Raw genomic sequence first — 19,287 nt, forward strand, 5'->3', positions numbered from 1 at the left:
TCCGACCTCACAGGTCAGCCACAGTTCGGAAGTCAGCCATATTTTCGGAGGCCAGCCACAGACGGCATTCTAACGAGCACGGAACTTGAAAATCGCCGCCGTCAGGAGCGTGCCGACGACCATGCCTGCTACAAACAGCAGCATGCCGGCCGGGGCTTCCTGGGGGGTCACGTGGGCTAGCATTGCCAACACGGTTGTTGTCAGCAGGGGCATCGTCAACATTTAAGAGTTCTCCTTGTCGGCAGATGTTCGCGGTAAGGTGGCTCGTGGGGGCAAATTGGCAGGGGCGGCCAGGCTTTTTAGGAACTCGTGGTATTGGGCATCGAGTTCCGCGTAGCCGACCCCCGTAACTTCTTCGAGGGTAGTCGGTTTGTCTTGGCCTGCATAGACGAGCCGCAAATATTCCATCAGGGCAGGGCGATACAGGCCGTCGCGGTAGTGCATGAAAAACGTGGCGAGTCCGGCGGATTGGCTGTACAGTTTGGCGATGTCGCTGCGGCGCTGGAGGTCGGACGTACCCAGCCGCGTGAGCTCTTCCAGCGGAATGTAAAAGCCGTCCCAGATCGCATTCTTGTACGCGGCTGCGAGTCGGCCCGTGTCGGGGGTGCCGACGGAGAATGCTTGCAGCTCTGCGGCGAGCTGCACCGGCGTGAGCGATTCAAAATAGCAAGCGATCCCTTCCAGAATCCAAGCGTTGGCGAGCCCACCGACGTTGCGCGCCGACTTGGTCGACTCTTGGAAAAACTGATGAACCGCTTCATGGGTGATCGTACCCGGGCTTTGATCTTCGCCAGCAAAGAAATGCAGCGTGCGGGTGTTGTCGAAGTAGATACCCAAGGTCTTGGCAATCTGAGCCTGCTGACGGATGAGCGCATCATTATATTCATCGCGGGTACGATAATAGACAACCTGGAAGGGTTTGCCTCGATAGCTGGAAGACTCTTTCCCCGTAAAGCGTTTTTCGAGTTCCGCCGGTTCGATCAAATAAGCACCACACAATTGCAGCCAAGCTTGGTAGATCCCTTCTAAACGCGAAGCAAGTTCTGCGGCGGCTTCGCGGCTATGGTCGGTCGTGACTTGAAAATGATCGGTGCGCACCCGCCAGCCGTCGTCGATCGTCGCGTGACGCTTGGCATCGTCCTCGGCGGTGATCCAGCGCTTACCGATTTTGCGCTGGCCCGCTTCGTATTGAGGAGCATCCTCGGCAGCGATCCAACCGAATTTCGGATGCCAGATGAAACCATCTTTCATTTGACGGATGGAATAAGTTCCCGCCCACTGATCGCCGTCTTTTTCATAACCCAATACCCGGCGAGCGTCGGCATGATTGGGGTCGAACATCAAAGTTCGCGCCGCGGCACGCAGCGCGGCACCGACGTCGCCTTGCTTGCTGAATTCGCGAGCCTGGGCGAAACTTTCGTCCGCTTGTTGACGGCTTTGGGGAGTGACTTGGCGGGGTTGCGTTTGGGAGTAAATGTCGGGAACGACAAAAACAACTTCGCCCGCTGGGGACGCAGCGCGTAAGGTGAGCGCCATCAACAGGGTCACAAAAATTGATAGCGGAAACTTCAATTCAGCGCTCAATAAAGATGAAACCTGCTGCTAAGCCGCAAGCGGCCGCTTGCAGCTTAGCGGCAGGGCAATGAACACCTCAATTGTAGCATGCCGCCGGTTGCGTTATTTGTCGGCAAAGGCCGCATCGAACGCCACGTTCGAGGGGGCGAAGTCGGTTTTTCTCACAAAATCGCAGGCCTCGCGGGCACCATGTTCGCGGTTCATGCGAGCGTCTTCCCATTCGACACTCAAGGGGCCCGCGTAGTTGATATCGTTGAGCGCGCGGATGATTTCCTCGAAGTTCACGCTGCCACGACCGGGTGAGCGGAAGTCCCAACCCCGTCGTGCATCGCCGAAATTCAAATGGCTCGACAGAATGCCGCTACGGCCGTTGAGCGTGACAATCGCGTCTTTGATATGCACGTGATAAATGCGATCCGGAAATTCGCGAATGAACTCCACGGGATCAACACCTTGCCACAACAGATGGCTGGGGTCGAAATTGAAGCCGAACTCTTCGCGATGTCCGATCGCATCGAGCGCGCGATGCGCGGTGTAAATATCGAACGCGATTTCCGTGGGATGAACTTCCAAGGCGAATCGCACGCCGCATTCGCCGAAGACGTCGAGAATCGGATTCCAACGCGTGGCGAACTCCGCGAAGCCCGCTTCGATCGTCGATTCCGGCACAGGGGGGAACGAATACAGATAAGGCCAGATCCCCGAGCCGGTGAAACCGTTCACAACTTCCACGCCAAATCGCTGCGCCGCGCGGGCTGTGTTCTTCATATCCTCGGCGGCACGTTTGTTGACGCCCGCGGGATTGCCATCGCCCCACACATGCTCTGGCAGAATCGACTTGTGACGCGAATCAATCACATCACACACCGCTTGACCAACCAAGTGGTTGCTGATGGCCAGGCATTGCAGATCATGCCGGTCGAGCTGTTCGCGTTTGGCATCGGCGTAGCCTTCGTCACTCATCGCTTCGGCGACGTTGAAATGATCTCCCCAGCAGGCGAGTTCCAAACCGTCGTAACCAAACTCGCGAGCCTTGCGGGCCATATCATCGAGCGGCAAATCGGCCCACTGACCGGTGAACAGAGTGACGGGACGTGCCATGAACGGTAGCTCCTATGTGCCTAGGGGATGAGAAGCACGCATTGTCGCAAATTTCAAACGGATGGCAACTCGGCGGAAAAAAGCAATAAACCACGGAGACACGGAGGGCGCGGAGTAAGAGCTATAATTGTCTATGGTCAATTTGCCTGTTACGCAGAGTTTATTTGATATGAAAAGTGTGATAGCAAAAGTTTGCCTTTGGCTTTGCTTGGTGTTATGCGTGTGCAATGTTATGTCCGCTGCTGAGGTGGCCATCGACATCGAGGTGGCGATGGCTCCCGGTGTGCCGATTACTGCGCCGCAGGAATGGGCGGAACGGTTGGGCAAGCTGGGGCTCGATCACGTGCAGATTCGTTCCGCACGCGGCGACGAAAAACCTGCGACGACCATGAATGAACAAGGGACGCGGGTTTCGGTCATCGCGGTGCTCACCAAAACAGACGAACTCATCGTGCCGCAACGCAAGTTTCGGGTTAGCCAGCTGAGTGAGCTGCGCGAATACTTTGAGAACCTCCCCACGCAGATCGTGGAAGAAGGAATTGTCCGCGGGCCGTTTCGGCTCACTGAGCAAGAGTTTCACACGGTGCTCGCCGACCTCGCCAAGCCAATCGTGATAACAACCGAAGGCAAAACAACGGGAGACCTTGTAGCCCATTGCCGCACAAGGTTCCGCTTGCCGATCAAAGTGACCACCCCGGCGGAGCTGATGCTTCAGGGGGGCAAGCCGTTGCCGATGGAAATGGAAACCCTCGCCGCGGGGACGGCTTTGGCGATCGCACTGCGCCGCGACAATCTCGCCATGCGGCCCGAACATATTCCCGGTGGCTTGCAGTTGGTGATTGAGCCGTATGAGCGCGATAAAGAAACTTGGCCGATTGGTTGGAAGGTCGAGGGTTCGCCCCGCCAGCTTGTGCCGAAGCTCTATGAACCACTCACGATTGAAATCGAAGGCTACACGCTGACGACGGCGCTAGAAGCGTTGGCACCCCGACTGACCGTGCCTGTGATCATGGATGACTATATGCTAACGAAACTCGAGATCGATCCCGCCAAGGTGTCAGTGAAAGTGCCGGCCAAGAAGACGTATCTCAAGGGGGCCATCGATCGGATATTCAGTCAGGCCCATTTGGCGTGTGAACTGCGAACCGACGATCGTGGCACGCCGTTTCTGTGGGGAACGCAATACGGCCCCGATAGTCGTCCTGCGAAATAAATCAGCCGCCACGCGCTAGCGTCCGGTTCTTTGCATCGATTTTGAAGCAAGCTGTAGTGGGCATCAGGGCTGCGAGCTTGGTATGATGGGTGCCACCCAATCATCAGCTCAATCCTCGGAAGTCCTTCACCGTGATCTCGGTCAGCAACCTTACGAAACGGTTTGGCTCGCAGCTGGCCGTCGATAATCTTTCTTTCGAGATCCCCGGCGGTCAGATCGTGGGCTTTCTGGGGCCCAACGGCGCAGGGAAATCGACGACGCTCAAAATGCTCACCGGCATGATTACTCCTTCCGGAGGTCGAGCGACGATTTGTGGATTCGATCTGCAAAACGATCCGATCAACGTCAAGCGCAACGTCGGCTTCGTGCCGGAATCGGGAGCCGTGTTTGAATCGCTCACGGGGCTCGAATACCTGGAAATGGTGGCCGCCCTTTACGGAATCCCCGCCGAAGCGGCCCGAGAACGGATTCGCCAGTTTCTCGCGTTCTTTGATCTCAGTTTTGAAACACTCACAGACAAACTTTTGGGTGCGTATTCCAAAGGGATGCGGCGGAAAGTCGTGATCACGGCGGCCCTGCTGCACAATCCGCCGGTGGTCTTTTTCGATGAACCCTTGGATGGCTTGGATGCCAACGCGGCCGTCGGTTTTAAGACGCTCATTCAAACGCTGGCCAGCGAAGGGAAAACCATCGTCTACAGTTCGCACATCCTCGACGTGGTGGAGCGCGTCTGCCATCGGGTGCTGATCATCGACAAAGGAAAACTCTTGATCGACGGCAAGCCCGACGAACTAGTTGCCAGTCACAACAGTGGAACCTTGGAAAAACTGTTCACCGAACTGACGGGTGGCAATGAATTGGAACGTCGGGCCCAAGATTTTGCGAAGACCTTCCTGCCATGAGCCAGGCCGATTCCCAGTTGCGATATCCCGATCAAGAGAACTCAGTTTCTCCGACGCGAGCGCTGCGCACATTGTTTCTCACGTTGTTTTTGCGTGGCCGCAGTGCGCGAGGTTTGCAGGTTCAATCGGCGCCCAAATCCGTCGGTCGAAAGCTATTTCTTACGCTGTTGCTGTATGCATTAGTGGGCCTGATCGTGCTGGCGTTCCGAGCGCAGTCCATCATGGTGCTGAGTGCCTGGCTGCACGCCATGACGTTTATCTTTCTCGGTATGTTCGTGGCGTCGTCGGCGGGGGAGATTCTTTTCAATCGGGAAGAAGCCGATATCTTGATGCACCGCCCGATTCAGCCGCGAGATTTGCTGTGGGCCAAAATTCGCGTGCTTGTGGAAGTTTCGCTGTGGCTCGCCCTGGCGGTGAATCTCGCCGGGTTCGTCGTGGGTGTCATCTCGCCCGAGGGGGACTGGCGGTTTCCGTTCGTGCATGCCTTTTCGTTGGTGCTAGAAGCACTCTTCACAACGTCGTGCGTGATCATGGTCTATCAGCTTTGCCTGCGGTGGTTTGGCCGCGAGCGGCTCGATGGCATGATGACAACCGCGCAAGTGCTGATTTCGATTACCGCCGTGATCGGTGGGCAGATCGTGCCGCGCGTGTTGTTTCGTTTGGATGGGTCCGACATCGCGACGACCGAATCGTGGTGGCCGTTGTTGTTGCCGCCAGTTTGGTTTGCTGGAATCGACGATGCCCTCGCGGGAAGTGGTGTGGCACGCTCCTGGGTCTACGGACTGGTGGCGATTGTGGCAACGCTCACGGTGCTCTGGTTGTGCTTCGGTAAGTTGGCCGGTGACTATGAAATCGGACTTCAGACGCTCAACGAAACGGCACCCAAACGCAAAAGCGTAATTGCCAAGCAACGATTGTTAGCCAAGTTGGTAAATGCACCGCCGCTGCGATGGTGGCTGCGCGATCCGGTTGAACGCGCTTCCTTTCTGTTATCCGCCGCGTATTTGGTTCGCGACCGCGATGTGAAGCTGCGTCTCTATCCCGGGCTGGCACCCATTCTCGTGATTCCCTTTATGATGATCTTTCAAGACGCTCGCGGCGGGGATCGCGAAGCCAGCGGCTTTGGTCTGGCAATCGCGTTTGGCTATCTCGGGCTGTTGCCGTTGTTGGCGCTCAATATGTTGCAGTATTCGCAAAACTGGCAAGCGGCCGATATGTTTCGCGCGGCCCCGCTAGCTGGGCCTGCTCCGCTGTGCCATGGTGGCCGCAAAGCGATACTTTGTTTTACGACGGTTCCTTTGCTGCTCGTCTTGGGAGTGCTGCTGTATTTTATGCGTTCGACCATGCCCTGGTATCTGGTCCTGCCATCGATAATCGCGATCCCGGTATTTGCCATCGTTCCCAACTTGCGTGGCCATGCCGTGCCCCTTTCTCAACCCACGGAGGAAGCCAAGTCAGCGGGGCGTGGAGCGAGCATCTTTGTCACGATGATGATTTCGATGGCGCTATCAGGTTTGGCGCTGTGGGCTTGGCGTGGGGAATGGTTCTGGCAATTCGTGGCCGCGGAAACTTGTATTGCGATTCTTTTGTACTTCCTTATGAATCGCTCAGTGGAGCAGGCCCGTTGGTCGTCGCTCGAGTGAAGCCAAGCATGCCTATCTGCTTGGGCTTGGCCGCGGAGAAGAAGTAGCGGTAATCGCCAGTCAGCTCATCTTCGGAACCGACCAATGCCCTTTGGCGCGGTATTTGCGCCCGAGCAGGTCGTTGGCTTCCGCGTCGTCGATGATTGTTTCGCCATCGAAGACGAGCGATCGCTTGAGCCGCGTCGAGATGTTGCCCAGGTGAATGGCACTGGCGGTCTGAGTAGCCACTTCCAGCGGGGCGTTGGGGGTTTTTCCGTTCTTGGCGGTGTCGATCCAATTTTGCATGTGATTGGCGACTTCGGGTTTAACCACGCCGTCGAGTTTCACCTGCACGCGATTTTTTTGATCGTCAAACACGTCGAACTTGCCGCGCTTGCTGACGAAAAGCTTTCCCTTGCTGCCGTAGAATTCAGCGCCCGAATCGACGTTGTAAGGGTAGCTATTGGACCACAGGCGTTGCTCGTAAACGAGCATCCGCGGCCCGGCGGGGGTTTCGTATTCAAACGTGACTTGCTGCGTGTCGGGCCATTGGCGGTCGTCGTTGAAGAAATAAACGCCCCCCATTCCCGAGATCCGTTTCGGCGCGCCGGTCACGCCAAGTCCCCACAAGGCGTAATCCATTTCATGAACGCCGTCGTTCCCCAGATCGCCCGCGCCGAAGTTGTACCACCAGTGCCAATCGTAGTGAAAGCGATTCTTCTGGTACGGCATCCACTCGGCGGGGCCAACCCACGTGTCGTAATCAACATTCGCGGGCGGCTGGGTCGGGTTGGCATGGCCAATCGAATTGCGCGTCTGCCAATTCCAGCACTTCGCAATAAGCACGTCGCCGATGAGGCCGTTGCGTAAGTGGCTGATGGCTTCTTGAATGCCGGCCGAGCTACGCGCTTGCGTGCCGTGCTGCACGACTTTGCCGGACTTCTGCGCGGCATCGATCAACAATTGGCCTTCGCGGAAATTGTGCGAGACCGGCTTTTCGACATACACATGTTTGCCGGCTTCCAGAGCCAACAATGCCGCTGGCACGTGCCAATGATCGGGGAGGGCGAGCGTAACGCCATCGATGTTAGGGTCATCCAGCACACGCCGGATGTCGGTCACTCCTTGCGCGCCGGTCGTTTCTTTTCCTTTAGCCAGCCGCTCTTCATCGACGTCACATACATAGGCAATCTCGGCGCCAGTCAGTTGCGAGAGCGCGCGATAGTGGACGTTCCCTTGGTTGCCGCTGCCGATCACGCCAATGCGAAAGCGTTCACTTGCCGAATTGGCCCAGGCGCGCGGAGTCGTCAGCAAACCCGTGGCGAGGGCTCCGGTGGAAAGCGTGCCGAGAAAATGACGACGAGTGAACTGCGACATGAAACAACCTACGAAGAGCGACGGGCAATCTCTTCATCGTAGACAAAACGGTGGGCAAATGAAGGTCTGCTGCGCAGACAGAATTAGCAGAGACCCGTTTCAGCAATGAAAATCTGGTTATACGTTGCACCGTCTCGGTGGACTGGTTGCACGTAGGCGACATGCCGCCCATCGGGCGAGACGACACAAGCTTCACCCCGCGGGGAGAATTCGCCAAAGACCGCGTTCGTGAGCCTGCGAGAGTCGCCAGAATCTGAGTTTATTAACATGACGCTACCATCGGCGATCGCTGCGAGCTGGACACCATCGGGATGCCAATTGAATGCCGAGGAGATATCAAAGTTGTGATGTGTGATTTGTCGCGGCTCGCCACCGGAGGGTGAAATCGTCCACAACTGCACGCGGCCCGCGTCGTCGCACATCAGGAAAGCGATACGCTCTCCATCAAACGAACTGCGCGGCCAATGCCGTGGTCCCTGAATGCCCGGATGCTTACGTGTTGCGGTGTACGTCAATCGGCGTTGTGCCGTGCCAAGCGGTGGGGCAGGGGGGGAAGTCGCCGAGCCCGCGAGTGGTTCCAATCCGGCAACCGTCACATCCTCGGGAAGATCGACGACAAACAGCTCGGTGACGATTTCACCTTGTTCGGTCAGAACATCGCCCAAGAAGGCTATTCTACGGCTATCGATCCAAGCGTCTTCATACGCTTTGCAAATCTCGTCCGAACCCGGCTGGGGATTGGCGACTGTTTTGGTGATCACCACCGAGAAATCCGTACCGTCGTGATTGCGTGGATGCGTGTGTGGAACCTTCACCTCTTTGCCGGCTAATGCAACCGCGACGTTGCGTTGATTGCGGCCGAGTTCGTTTTGAATGTGATCGTCGTAGGTGAAGCTTACATATTTGCCATCAGGGCTGAAAACGTGAACGTGCGATCCTCCGCGCAGCGCGCCGGGCGTGAAGGGCGAAATCAGATCACGGGCATCGAGATTATGAATCACTTGCGGGCGATCGCTCTCGACAATCACCCCTTGTCGATGACAGAACGAGTATTGCCAATCGGGAGTGGGATGTTCCGGCCCAAGAATGAAGACCACTTGTTCCCGCGTGGGATGATAAGTCGGCACGCCACAGAACGCCCCGTGACGACTTTCATAGAGAACTTCGACTTCGCCCGTGGAGATGTTCACCCGCTCGATGCGCGTGCCATCGAACAATGCCCCATCAGCATCGCTGCGGACGTCGTAGACGATCCACTGGCTGTCGGGGGACCAAACGGCCGTATTGGTGAGAAGGTGGCCGTGGGAAGCCTTTGTGATTTGCCCTGGCATGGTCAACTCATTCGGGCTTGCTGAATTCCTCGCGGGCCAACCGGCTGATCAGGTAGCCCCACACGATAGGAAGCAGCGAGATCACGACGATGCCAATCACAACGGCGGTGAAATTATTCTTTACCATCGGCATGTTGCCAAAGGCATAGCCGGCCAATGTGCAGATGCCGACCCACAAGATGCCGCCTAAGACGTTGAACACCACGAACTGGGAATAGGCCATGCTGCCAGCCCCGGCCACAAACGGCACAAACGTACGAACAATCGGCACGAATCGCGCGAGGACAATCGCTTTGCCGCCATATTTTTGGAAAAAGCGGTGGGCTTTGTTTAGATGGTCACGGTTGAGCATCCGATGCCAGAACCCGGAGCGATCCTCCGCTTTAAAGATCTTGGGCCCGAGATAGTGGCCGATCGAGTAGTTCACCGCATCGCCCAGAATAGCCGCCGACAGGAGCAAGCCAAGCACGACCCAGAGATTCAAAATCCCCGAAGCCGAGAGCGCCCCCGTGGCAAACAGCAACGAGTCACCCGGCAAAAACGGCGTGATGACCAAGCCCGTTTCGCAAAAGATGATCAGAAACAGCAGGGCGTAAACCCAAGCCCCGTATTGCCCGACGAACTCCGCCAAGTGTGCGTCGAGGTGCAAAATCAAATCGATGAGCGTATCCATGAAGCAATCATACAGCGCAGGTCGCGGGCGGATGGGAAACTGAGGATTCTAGCAGCCCCCGCCGGAAAGCGGGAGCGAAGAATTTTCCCGCTGCGGGGCGATTATTCCGCGATTTGGCCGTAATGGATCACGGCACGGCCGATTTGAGCCGTCGCCTCCTTGGCACTGTCGGCAGGGAACTCAAACCGCAGATAGCGAGCATTTTGCGGTACGCCGTCACCCGAAATCACAACATGACGGAGATAGCCGTAATCGTTCTTGACGCTCGACCACTCCTGGTAGTGCGTCTGGCAGGGCTCGAATTTCGTGCCATCTGCCGAGGCGCTCACCAGTAATTGTGAAGCCTCGTCGCCGAAATAGGTTTCGATGAACCAGCTGGCGATCGGTTCGTCGACGTGATAAGTAATCGAACTGCCGGGGGCAAACTTCATGCGGTGAAAATCTTCGCGTGTCTTACGGTCTTCACCGCTGGCCAACTGCACGTCCCCCGCGGTTTTTACTTTGGAAAGATCCAAACAGTTGTCGACCAGAGTTCGCCGCACGACCTTGACCGGGCCAACGACGTTCGAGGGTTTAGAAGAACCCGACTCGTTACGCGCAACGACGGCGTAGTAATAACTCTCGCCGGGCTCGACCGTATCGTCGTGGAACAGCGGCGCATAAGGAAACGCGGCATCGCTGACGTTCTCGCCCACCGTGTCCCAAGGTCCGTCTTGGTTCTTCGCACGCAGCACGTCATAGCCGTCAGCTCCTGTGCTGCCTTGCCAACTGATCATGCTGGGATCGGTAATTGGAAGCAGCGTGGGGGGCTCGGGTGCTGGCAGGGCAGGAACTTCGAGGCCACGAATCGCATAAGCGGCCTCGCGCATATGTTTGAGAGTTTCTGTTTCTTCGTAAGGCTTGCCACTCTCAAAGCCGGGCCAGTGATAGGCTTTGAACACGCCTGCGCCGAGCGGTTCGCTATGCCAATAGAAACCTCCATCGCGATGGTGATAGCGCAAACTCCAGACGAGCGCGCCGCTAATCCCTTCATTCACAACCAGATCGAGAACCTGTTTGACTTCCGCCGCGGGGACAAAGCCGAACTCGCCGACGAAGTAAGGTTTCTTGCCACGGCATTTGTCCCACGCTTCACGAATCGGATCGATGAAGTTCCCGAGTGGTTGCGGATAGTGATGGGTCGTGATCACGTCGACGTCGGGGGCATCGAGTTGCTCTTGGGAGACGCCCTGCAACGAATTGCCGTCGATCACCAAATGATTGGAGTCGATCCCTTTGATGAACTTCGCGATGCGATTAGTCCACGCTTGCGGCGGTTTAATTTCGTTGCCTGTCTCCCACGCGAAGATCGTGGGGTCATCTTTGTAGACCACGCCCGTGAGCGAATTCTTGCGATTCAGCACAAAGCGAATCGTGTTCTCGAAATCTGTAATGACCTCTTCATTAGTCCAAAAGTCGTCGGGCTGCTTACCACGAAAGGCGGCGTACTCCGCGCGGCCTCCCATCCACCACCACTGATCGACGAACGGCACGATGACGCGGATCCCTTTCTCACGCGCGATTTTCAGCACTAAGTCCAGCACTTGAAAGGCTTCTTCGTTGAACTCGTTGGGCCCCGTGACATAGACAAACTCGCCCATGTCGGTCCCTTCACGACGGACCGTCAGAACGTAGGTGCGTACGACGTTGCCCCCCATCTGCTTGATTGATTCCAGCGCGTCGGTGATTTCAAACTCCGTAGGCCAGCCCCAAGCCGCTTTTCTGCCGGGGGCCAAGTCGTCTTCCACTTGATGCAGATTCGGAATATTGAACGACACGAAGCGAAACTCCGTATCGCCGTCCATGAGTTTGTCGCCATCTCGCGTGATGAAGTGCTCGATGCCCTCGGCGATCACACCAGGAGCTGCAAGATTCAACGTGAAGCAGCAACTCCAAATAAACAAGCATGTCCGGAGCATGGAACGGCCCTATCTATGGGGATGAGGCGGACTGACGCGTCGTGTTGAGATCAGGAGGAAAGTCGACCAGCTGGTCATACCAACTTCGCTTCAGAATCCATGAAGTGGCAAGGATGATAGCAATGGTCACGGCCAGCGAACGGTAATCTTGAAGAACGATGTAGATTCCCGCGGCCGTCAAAGCGACTTGCCAAACAATGCCGACCACCACGTTGAACGCATCACGCTTGAAGTCACGATTCGCGAGAATTTCGGGATTTTCTTGGGCGACAAGATCGTGGATCGGTTTCCAAAAACCCCAGGGTCTGACGCGGCGATAAAAGTTTTTTAGCGTCTCCAAATCGTCGGGTGGGGTGAGCAAAGTCCCCAAAATGCAGCCGACGAGGGAAATCAACAAGATAGCTGGAAACAGAAAGATTTCGGCGGGCCGAGAAGGAATGACGTTGTTCTCGGCGAGCAGTGTCGTGACTTGTGGAACAAACCCTGCGGCTAGCATTCCCGCCGCCATGCCCCAAAAGTATCCATAGCTGTTGAATCGCCACCAAATCCATTTCAGCATGTTGGCCGCCGCGTAACCGCCATACAGTGCCGTGACGATCCATTGCACGATGTCGTTCAGCGAATTCGTGAGGAAACCAAATCCTGTTCCAATGATCACCACGATCAGCGAAGTCGCGTAACTCGCGCGGACGTACGTTTTTTCGCTGGCATTGGGATTAATGTAGCGCTTGTAAATATCGTTGACGACATACGCCGGAGCAGCGTTGACCGTGGCCGCATAGGTCGACATGAATGCCGCCAGTAGGGCCGAGATGAGTAGCCCTAGCAGTCCGACCGGAATGAACTCGCGCATCGCGAGAGGCAGGATCAGTTCGAAATCGATGGATTCCCCTTGCGCGGCAAGCTCGTCGGTGAAGTGAGCGAGCGCAAGCACCGTAAGCCCCGAGATCAACATGTAGCGTGGAATCAGCAGCACGAGGCTGACAAATCCACTCATCAAGGCAGCTTCACGCGGTGTCTTCGCCGACAGAACGCGTTGCATGTCGTAGTTGGGTGCGGGGCCCGCCAGACTTTGCAGCACGCCCTTGAAGAGCGTCATCATGATGAACAAGCCGAACAACTCCCAACCATCGGCCGCGATCTTGCTGTTGGCCGCGTCGAGTTTCCCCGACCAATCGAGGTTGAGATGCCAGCCAAAAAAGATATCCTCCCAGCCGTTGGGGACAACCTTCGCCAGAGTCTCCGGCGAGACTTTTATGATCGCGATGATGCCGACCCAAATACAGGCCACGGTCATAATGAAGAATTGCAGAACTTCGGTGAAGACAACGCTGAACATGCCTCCTTTGACGACATAAACCGTGGTGATCGCGGTAATGATCAAGCCGTAGTAGTTGACGTTAGTGGCGGGGTCTTCCGAAAGCTCCCAGGGTAAGAAGGCAGCGGCAAATTTGCCGATGCCGATGAAACCGTAAGCCAAAAAGCCGATCACATTCACCAGCGCGAAGGCCACGACGATCAAATGTGCCAGCTGTGCGCCGCGACTATCGCCAAAACGAAAGCGAATCCACTCGGCACCGGTCATCACTCCCGAGCGACGTAACCAGATCGAGAGAAACACCATCATGAAAATTTGGTTGAACGTGGGCCACAACCAAGGAATCCAAACGCTCTTCATTCCGTAGACAAACAGCAGATACACCATCCACATGGTGCCGCTGATGTCGAACATGCCCGAGGCGTTCGACAAACCGAGCATGTACCAGGGAATCGTGTTCCCGCCGAGAAAGTAGTTGTCGATGCTTTTGGAGGCCTTCTTTGAGATCCAAAAGCCGATCGCAATCGTGGCCACGATATAGCCGAAGATGATTGCCAGATCGATTGTGTGGAGATTGAGATCAACCATGGATCGCGTGGAACGACCTCATCGCCAAACAAGAGAATAGAACAGAAAAGTGTGTGTCATCCTGACCGCTGGTGCCATCGCCGAAAAGGGCCGCGATCAAAACACGGCCGAGTTTTCTTTGGTGAACGCCAACAGCTCGCTTACGTGGGCATAAGCCACGCATGAAGCCGTGTCAGCTGCACCGTAGTATATCGCGAGTTTATCTTGTTCGACATTGCACAACGCCGCGCAAGGGAACACCACGTTCGGCACATGGCCGAAAACTTCGTAATCGGCCTCGGGCGTGAGCAAGTGCTGGTTCGTGCGGTAAAGCACTTTCCAAGGCTCGTCGAGATCGAGGATCGCAGCGCCCATGCTGTAAACAAAACCGTTGCACGTATCCATCACGCCGTGATAGATCATAAGCCAACCGTCTTCGGTTTCGATGGGGATGGGACCCGCGCCGATCTTGGTCCGCTGCCACCATTGGCCGGTATGATCGCCACCCTTACGCATCACGAGGCGATGCTTGCCCCAGTGAATCATGTCGGGGCTTTGGCTGACGTAAATATCGCCGAACGGAGTGTGGCCGTTATCACTCGGGCGGCTTAGCATGAAAAACTTGCCGTTGATCTTGCGCGGAAACAGCACGCCGTTGCGATTGAACGGCAGGAACGCATTTTCCAGCAGCGTGAACCGCTCGAAATCTTGCGTGCTGGCGACGCTGATGGTGGGGCCATTATGCCCGCCGCACCAGGTGATGTAATACGTGTCTTCGATTTTGCAGACCCGTGGATCGTAGGCGTAGTCGTTAACGTGAATTCCTTCAGGATCGTTAACGAAGCGCATTTGTTGCGGCTCGATATGCCACGTCAGCCCGTCTTCACTCCAACCGGAATGGAGATGCGGATAGCGTGAACGCAGTTCAACACGAAACACACCGGCGAAGCCATCGCCGAATGGCACGACGGCGCTGTTGTAAATGCCTTGCGCGCCGGGGATGTAGTGACGACCGATGACCGGATTCTCCGAATGCCGCCAGACAATATCTTTGCAACCCGCGGGACGTTGTTGCCAAGGAATCGAAGCCGGAGCTTGCACGCTCTTACGAGTCGTCTCACGGCTGGCGGGGGTTGCCACGGCTGCACCATTTCCGGGTTGCGAAGATTTATTCATCGAACTCTCCATCCTATCCGTGCGACAACTTGATGACGTATTGTCGCAAAGCACATTCTCTAGTTTTTGGCTCTAGTTCTGGGGAACTTCAGCGCGCCTCGCTGGCTAACTTCTAAGCGTTCTGCGGGAATTGAACCGCCAGCAGCGCACACATCACGAGGAGTGAATGATGCCCTTCAACTCAATTACTTGAGCAGCGATGCTCAGAGAAGGCCATCAATTCCGGGCACAGTGACCGTTTGTCACCAACCTATCAACTACTTTAACAGCCAACTACAGACAGTTCAAGTAGTTGAGCATCCCTCTCGCGGCATTCCCGCGCCCCAATGCAGTTGTCACGGCTACTCTTCTGGTGGATCATGGCGAGGATATCCCCGTTGTTTTTCGCAGTTGGTGGTTTCCATGTCTGGTTCGTCCGCGCCTCGTTTAAAAGATGTCGCCCAAGCGGCCAATGTTTCGATGAGTGCCGCTTCGCGAATTTTGCGTGGCGAGCGCGATCGCTTCGGCGAGGAAACCTGCCAGCGTGTCTTAGATGCGGCGCGCCAACTCGGCTGGCGGCGGAACCTGCTCGTCAACGGGATGCAAACCGGTCGCACAAAGATGATCGGCGTGATGATCCCGCCCTACGATTCGTTCTGGGTCGACGTGCTGGCAGGGATTCATTTGGTGCTCGCTGGGGCAGACTACTTGCCAATCACGGTCTGGGTGGGCGATTGCCAGGAGATGCCCCACTTCGAAAAGGACGACGACCAAGGGCTCGGGCAGATCAGCCGGTTGCTGGATCGCCGCGTGGATGGATTGATTCTTTGGCCGTCGTTCGCGGTGGCTTACTACAAGCATTTTCGCGAGCTTTTAGAACGCCGCGTGCCGGTAGTCGTGGTCGATCACGAGTTCTCCGAAGACCAGATTGCCGATTCCATCGAAACCGATGAACAACGCTGTGCGAAGGCCGTGGCGCAGCATTTAGTGTCGCTGGGGCACAAAAATATCGCCTGTTTATCGTCGCGCGAAACCGCCTGGCAAGCCTGGGCAGTCCGTCGCCGTGAGTCGTTCGAGCAAGCGCTGGCCGATCACCCCGAAGTGAAAATCAAAAGCTGGCGGCTCAATCCTTGGGGAACCGATGGCCTCGAGATCGCCGAAGAAATTTTGCGACAAGAGCCGCGTCCCACGGCGGTGTTTTGCGTCACCGATCACGAAGCACTCTATATTTATGAAGCCGCCGCGAAGTTGGGGCTGCGCATCCCCGAGGATCTTTCGGTGGTGGGTTTTGCCGATCTGGATTTCGCTGCTAGCTTGCGGCCCCCTCTCACCACCATGCGCCAGCGGCCCAAGGATATCGGCCGTCGCGCGGCGCAATTGATCCTCGATCGGCTCGATGGCGACTTCGCCGATCACCCTCCAACCACGATTCGCGTGGGAGCAGACTTGATCGTTCGCGGTTCAACAGCGCAGCAAAGCCTAATCAAAGCTCGAGATTGAGCCACACCTGCAATTGAGCCACACCTGCAATTGAGACTCTAATGTGCAATTGAGACTCTAATGGCGAAACCCTGGCGCTGGGTAGTTAAGCCAGAGTCAGGGTTTCGATTTTTTTCAGTTTCCGTCAGTCGCTCATTTTAACGAGTTCTTTTGCCATGTACCAACATCAGGCCAATGGCAAGAATGAGTAGAGAATTTGGCTCGGGCACTGAGGCCAAAGACCCCACGGCTCCCAAACCACCGTTGACGTACGCATTCTGCCATTCTGCAAGATCACCCGCAGTAAATGGATTGGGAGATTCACCTCGTTGCCAAGCAAGGAAGTCTCGACCATCTACATCCCCATCTTCGTCGAAATCTCCCGGTGTGCCTGTGGATTCGAGGCTCAGGGTCCGAATGTTGTCGATGATAAAGGTGACAGGGCTATTAGAATTCGTAGCCAACGCCATTCGGAAGTAGGTTCCATCCACGAGGTCGTTGGTCGCAAGATTTAGCGCGCCTGCGGTAAAACTGCTCAAGGGAGCTTCGAGGGTGACCGTCTGACCAGCCAAACCGGAAGGGTTACCCGCTTGTATCGGGGAAGATTGATAGAATGTTCCCGACTGATCGGAGATATTCAAAAAGAGACTCAAAAAACTAGGATTGTCAGGGAATTGATCGGCGGGGAATGTGACATCAAAGGCAATCCTGTCCGCGCCATTGATCTGATCAATCAATTGATCGATCCGTGGTTGATTGGCCGGGTTGCCATTTTCGCCGCTATCGATTTGGAATTGGCTGCCCCAACTAAAGCCGGCCGCGGGAGATCGGAACGATATGGCCGATGAGCCGTCGGTCGCACCCTCCGTGGTGATCGTGCGAGTATGAAAATAGGGTGCACCGGAAAAGCCATCCGCCCAGCCCTCGAACTGTTCATTAACGGCGGGGGTGCCAGGATTGTCTGGGGTTTCCCACGAGAAGAGCGTGTCTTCGACAAACGTAGGAATCTCGGTCAAACGAATGTTGTCAACATAGTATTTGAAACTTCCGGTACCGAGGGGATCACTATTCGTGCCAATTCCAAATTGATAAAAATCCTGGGGACCGGCAGCGAAAAGAGTTGCTACTGGTACGCTCAACTTAATCGTACCGGGAACAGAATAGGGGGCTCGATTACCGGTGCCAAAGGCTTCCCGAAATCCTCCCGTCGTGGAATTGGCGAAAATATTGAACTCCGCATATGTGCCGCCGTTAACCAGACCTGTCCAGCTAGTAGCATCGAAGGAGACATCGAAGTCCAGTGTAAAAACATCAAGATCGGCTGTGGCCGCTTGTAGTGCATCGAACACAGGACCCGCGGGTACGTCGATTTGAACGTCTCGACCGAAACCCGTGCCGGTGATCACCTGCATACTCTTGGTTCCATTGGTCGCATTGCCCGTGAATTGGGCGTGGCTTACGTAGTCAGAATCTGCCTGCCCCGTGGGGGCCCATCCTTCGAGACCAGTTTCAAATGAGTAAAGCAACGTTTGAGCGGACACCTGCCCCGTGGACGAGGCCACAAATAAAAACGCACATACAACATTCAAATAGAATCGCATCGTAAGGTGCTCCTGAAGATGATTCGCCGAGAACTCGGAAGAAAAGCAAAAAACGCAGAAAACCGCCTGGTAAACTAGTTGCATTTTATATCAGCCCGACCATCTGTCCAGCGGTTTTTTACGGTTTTTGCTTTTGTGGTTCTTGCCCACCAAGAAAGTGAAACATTTTCGCTTAGGCTTATTAAAAAGTTTTCTCAAACGCCTGTTGGCTTCGACATTCCTGTCGCGTGTCTGCGGCACTCAAGCAGCAAGCATGGATTTTTTCCGACACAAGCGGGAAGCAAGGCATGACCCACCGCTCAGGCATCGGTGGTAGCCGGCCTGACATTCCGCCAACCGCGAAGAACGAAAAAGATGGCTTTTCCCCGCTAGTAAAGTAGTTGACTCAACTGTGAACGATGTTAAAATACAATCAACATCACTGCGTGATTGGCTTTAATTTTGGGTTCGTCATGCAGCGGCGGTCTTTTGTCGGTGTTCTTTTCTGGCTCATCTTGCGACTTGATTTTTTCTTCTGGGTTAATCGGTAACTTCTCAAAAAGTTCCGCTTTGTCTTACTTCCTGTTGTTTTTTGAGGGAGGGTTCTAATGAATTCAAGTAGTTTCACAACGTTTCGATTGAGGGTCCTTTTCCGGCGCAGCACGGTATTGGCAGTTTTGGTTGCCGCGATTTCGGGCGCACTGCCCGTGTACGCGACCGTGATCAATGATTTTGATGCCAATCTGGAAAGCTGGAAATTTGACTTTGGTGCGAGCGGCTCGACGATCTCGCATGATCCTAGTGAGGGTTCGCCGGGAAATCTGCCGGGCGCGGCACGGTTGACATTTAATTTCCCCGGCGGCGGTATTGCCTTCACCGGTGACTTGTTCGGTACGCCGACCAACTTGACGGGGAGCCCGACCTTAAAGTTCGACGTGAAAGTCAACACCGCGGCTTCCTCGTTGGACGCCTTTGGGGCTTATGGATTTTTGCAATTTGTTTCCCGAGAAACTGATGGCTACACGTGGGGCAACCAATCGGGCATCAACCTGCCGGCAGTCTCCGGTTGGCAGACTTTTTCGGTGCCCACTACAGGCAACGGAGGTCTTAATATGACGGCGACACGTGCTTTGACCTTACAGATTTACGGCGGACCAGCGCAGAACATTCCTGGCCCCGTGACCCTGTGGTTGGATAATATTCGCTTGGTACCTGAACCTGCTTCGTTGACGCTGTTGACATTGACTGCCTCGTGCATCCTCCTGAGTCGACAAACGAAGGTTCAGTAGCGAGAAAGTTAAAGTAAATGAGTTAGTCGCGTGACAACGAATGATAGATGCCGGCTTGAATGGGAGCCTTCAAGCCGGCTCCTATAAATAAATGCGATTCGCCCGAAGAACGACGAGGCTGCGGGCGTGCGATTGAACTTTTTGCCA

The 19,287-nt window shown here is 55.5% G+C and carries 15 protein-coding genes; 5 read left to right on the forward strand and 10 right to left on the reverse strand.

The features are described 5' to 3' along the window. Positions 1 to 69 precede the first annotated feature (69 nt). From AC6T8Q_RS15945 to AC6T8Q_RS15955, 3 genes are all read right to left on the reverse strand, one after another. Positions 70 to 222, reverse strand: coding sequence for a hypothetical protein (locus AC6T8Q_RS15945; protein ID WP_500680021.1), 153 nt, complete (start codon positions 220 to 222; stop codon positions 70 to 72). Further along, positions 223 to 1,548, reverse strand: a complete 1,326-nt coding sequence (locus AC6T8Q_RS15950) for a hypothetical protein (RefSeq protein ID WP_500680022.1) — start codon at positions 1,546 to 1,548, stop codon at positions 223 to 225. Between the two features lie 129 nt (positions 1,549 to 1,677). After that, positions 1,678 to 2,676: a sugar phosphate isomerase/epimerase family protein gene (locus tag AC6T8Q_RS15955; protein ID WP_500680023.1), complete on the reverse strand. Its 999-nt coding sequence runs from the start codon at positions 2,674 to 2,676 to the stop codon at positions 1,678 to 1,680. Between the two features lie 232 nt (positions 2,677 to 2,908). On the opposite strand from AC6T8Q_RS15955, the gene AC6T8Q_RS15960 reads away from it, so the two are divergent. From AC6T8Q_RS15960 to AC6T8Q_RS15970, 3 genes are all read left to right on the forward strand, one after another. After that, on the forward strand, positions 2,909 to 3,889 hold the full coding sequence (locus AC6T8Q_RS15960) for a hypothetical protein (protein WP_500680024.1): 981 nt from the start codon (positions 2,909 to 2,911) through the stop codon (positions 3,887 to 3,889). Positions 3,890 to 4,020: 131 nt separating this feature from the next. Next, the gene (locus AC6T8Q_RS15965) at positions 4,021 to 4,791 is read left to right on the forward strand and encodes an ABC transporter ATP-binding protein (protein ID WP_500680025.1); all 771 of its coding nucleotides are present in this window, start codon (positions 4,021 to 4,023) and stop codon (positions 4,789 to 4,791) included. After that, positions 4,788 to 6,434, forward strand: coding sequence for a hypothetical protein (locus AC6T8Q_RS15970; protein ID WP_500680026.1), 1,647 nt, complete (start codon positions 4,788 to 4,790; stop codon positions 6,432 to 6,434). Before AC6T8Q_RS15965 ends, AC6T8Q_RS15970 begins: the two co-directional genes overlap by 4 nt. A gap of 60 nt (positions 6,435 to 6,494) precedes the next feature. Here AC6T8Q_RS15970 and AC6T8Q_RS15975 read toward each other — a convergent pair whose 3' ends face one another. From AC6T8Q_RS15975 to AC6T8Q_RS16000, 6 genes are all read right to left on the reverse strand, one after another. Beyond that, entirely contained in the window at positions 6,495 to 7,790 is a 1,296-nt protein-coding gene (locus AC6T8Q_RS15975) for a Gfo/Idh/MocA family protein (RefSeq protein ID WP_500680027.1), read from the reverse strand. An 83-nt stretch (positions 7,791 to 7,873) separates the two neighbouring features. Next, positions 7,874 to 9,121, reverse strand: a complete 1,248-nt coding sequence (locus tag AC6T8Q_RS15980; RefSeq protein ID WP_500680028.1) for a YidR family protein — start codon at positions 9,119 to 9,121, stop codon at positions 7,874 to 7,876. A gap of 7 nt (positions 9,122 to 9,128) precedes the next feature. Next, positions 9,129 to 9,794, reverse strand: a complete 666-nt coding sequence (locus AC6T8Q_RS15985; protein ID WP_500680029.1) for a DedA family protein — start codon at positions 9,792 to 9,794, stop codon at positions 9,129 to 9,131. Between the two features lie 101 nt (positions 9,795 to 9,895). Continuing rightward, the gene (locus AC6T8Q_RS15990; RefSeq protein WP_500680030.1) at positions 9,896 to 11,752 is read right to left on the reverse strand and encodes a cellulase family glycosylhydrolase; all 1,857 of its coding nucleotides are present in this window, start codon (positions 11,750 to 11,752) and stop codon (positions 9,896 to 9,898) included. Positions 11,753 to 11,765: 13 nt separating this feature from the next. Continuing rightward, positions 11,766 to 13,658 (reverse strand): sodium:solute symporter family protein, encoded by a 1,893-nt coding sequence (locus AC6T8Q_RS15995; RefSeq protein ID WP_500680031.1) that lies wholly within the window; start codon positions 13,656 to 13,658, stop codon positions 11,766 to 11,768. 96 nt (positions 13,659 to 13,754) lie between these two features. Further along, the gene (locus tag AC6T8Q_RS16000) at positions 13,755 to 14,813 is read right to left on the reverse strand and encodes a glycoside hydrolase family 130 protein (protein ID WP_500680032.1); all 1,059 of its coding nucleotides are present in this window, start codon (positions 14,811 to 14,813) and stop codon (positions 13,755 to 13,757) included. 402 nt (positions 14,814 to 15,215) lie between these two features. On the opposite strand from AC6T8Q_RS16000, the gene AC6T8Q_RS16005 reads away from it, so the two are divergent. Further along, on the forward strand, positions 15,216 to 16,292 hold the full coding sequence (locus AC6T8Q_RS16005; protein ID WP_500680033.1) for a LacI family DNA-binding transcriptional regulator: 1,077 nt from the start codon (positions 15,216 to 15,218) through the stop codon (positions 16,290 to 16,292). A 137-nt stretch (positions 16,293 to 16,429) separates the two neighbouring features. Here the strand turns inward: AC6T8Q_RS16005 and AC6T8Q_RS16010 are convergent, their stop codons facing one another. After that, the gene (locus tag AC6T8Q_RS16010) at positions 16,430 to 17,872 is read right to left on the reverse strand and encodes a hypothetical protein (protein WP_500680034.1); all 1,443 of its coding nucleotides are present in this window, start codon (positions 17,870 to 17,872) and stop codon (positions 16,430 to 16,432) included. 587 nt (positions 17,873 to 18,459) lie between these two features. On the opposite strand from AC6T8Q_RS16010, the gene AC6T8Q_RS16015 reads away from it, so the two are divergent. Then, on the forward strand, positions 18,460 to 19,140 hold the full coding sequence (locus AC6T8Q_RS16015; RefSeq protein WP_500680035.1) for a hypothetical protein: 681 nt from the start codon (positions 18,460 to 18,462) through the stop codon (positions 19,138 to 19,140). Positions 19,141 to 19,287: the final 147 nt, after the last annotated feature.

Source organism: Bythopirellula sp. (assembly GCF_041737835.1).
Lineage (GTDB): Bacteria > Planctomycetota > Planctomycetia > Pirellulales > Lacipirellulaceae > Bythopirellula.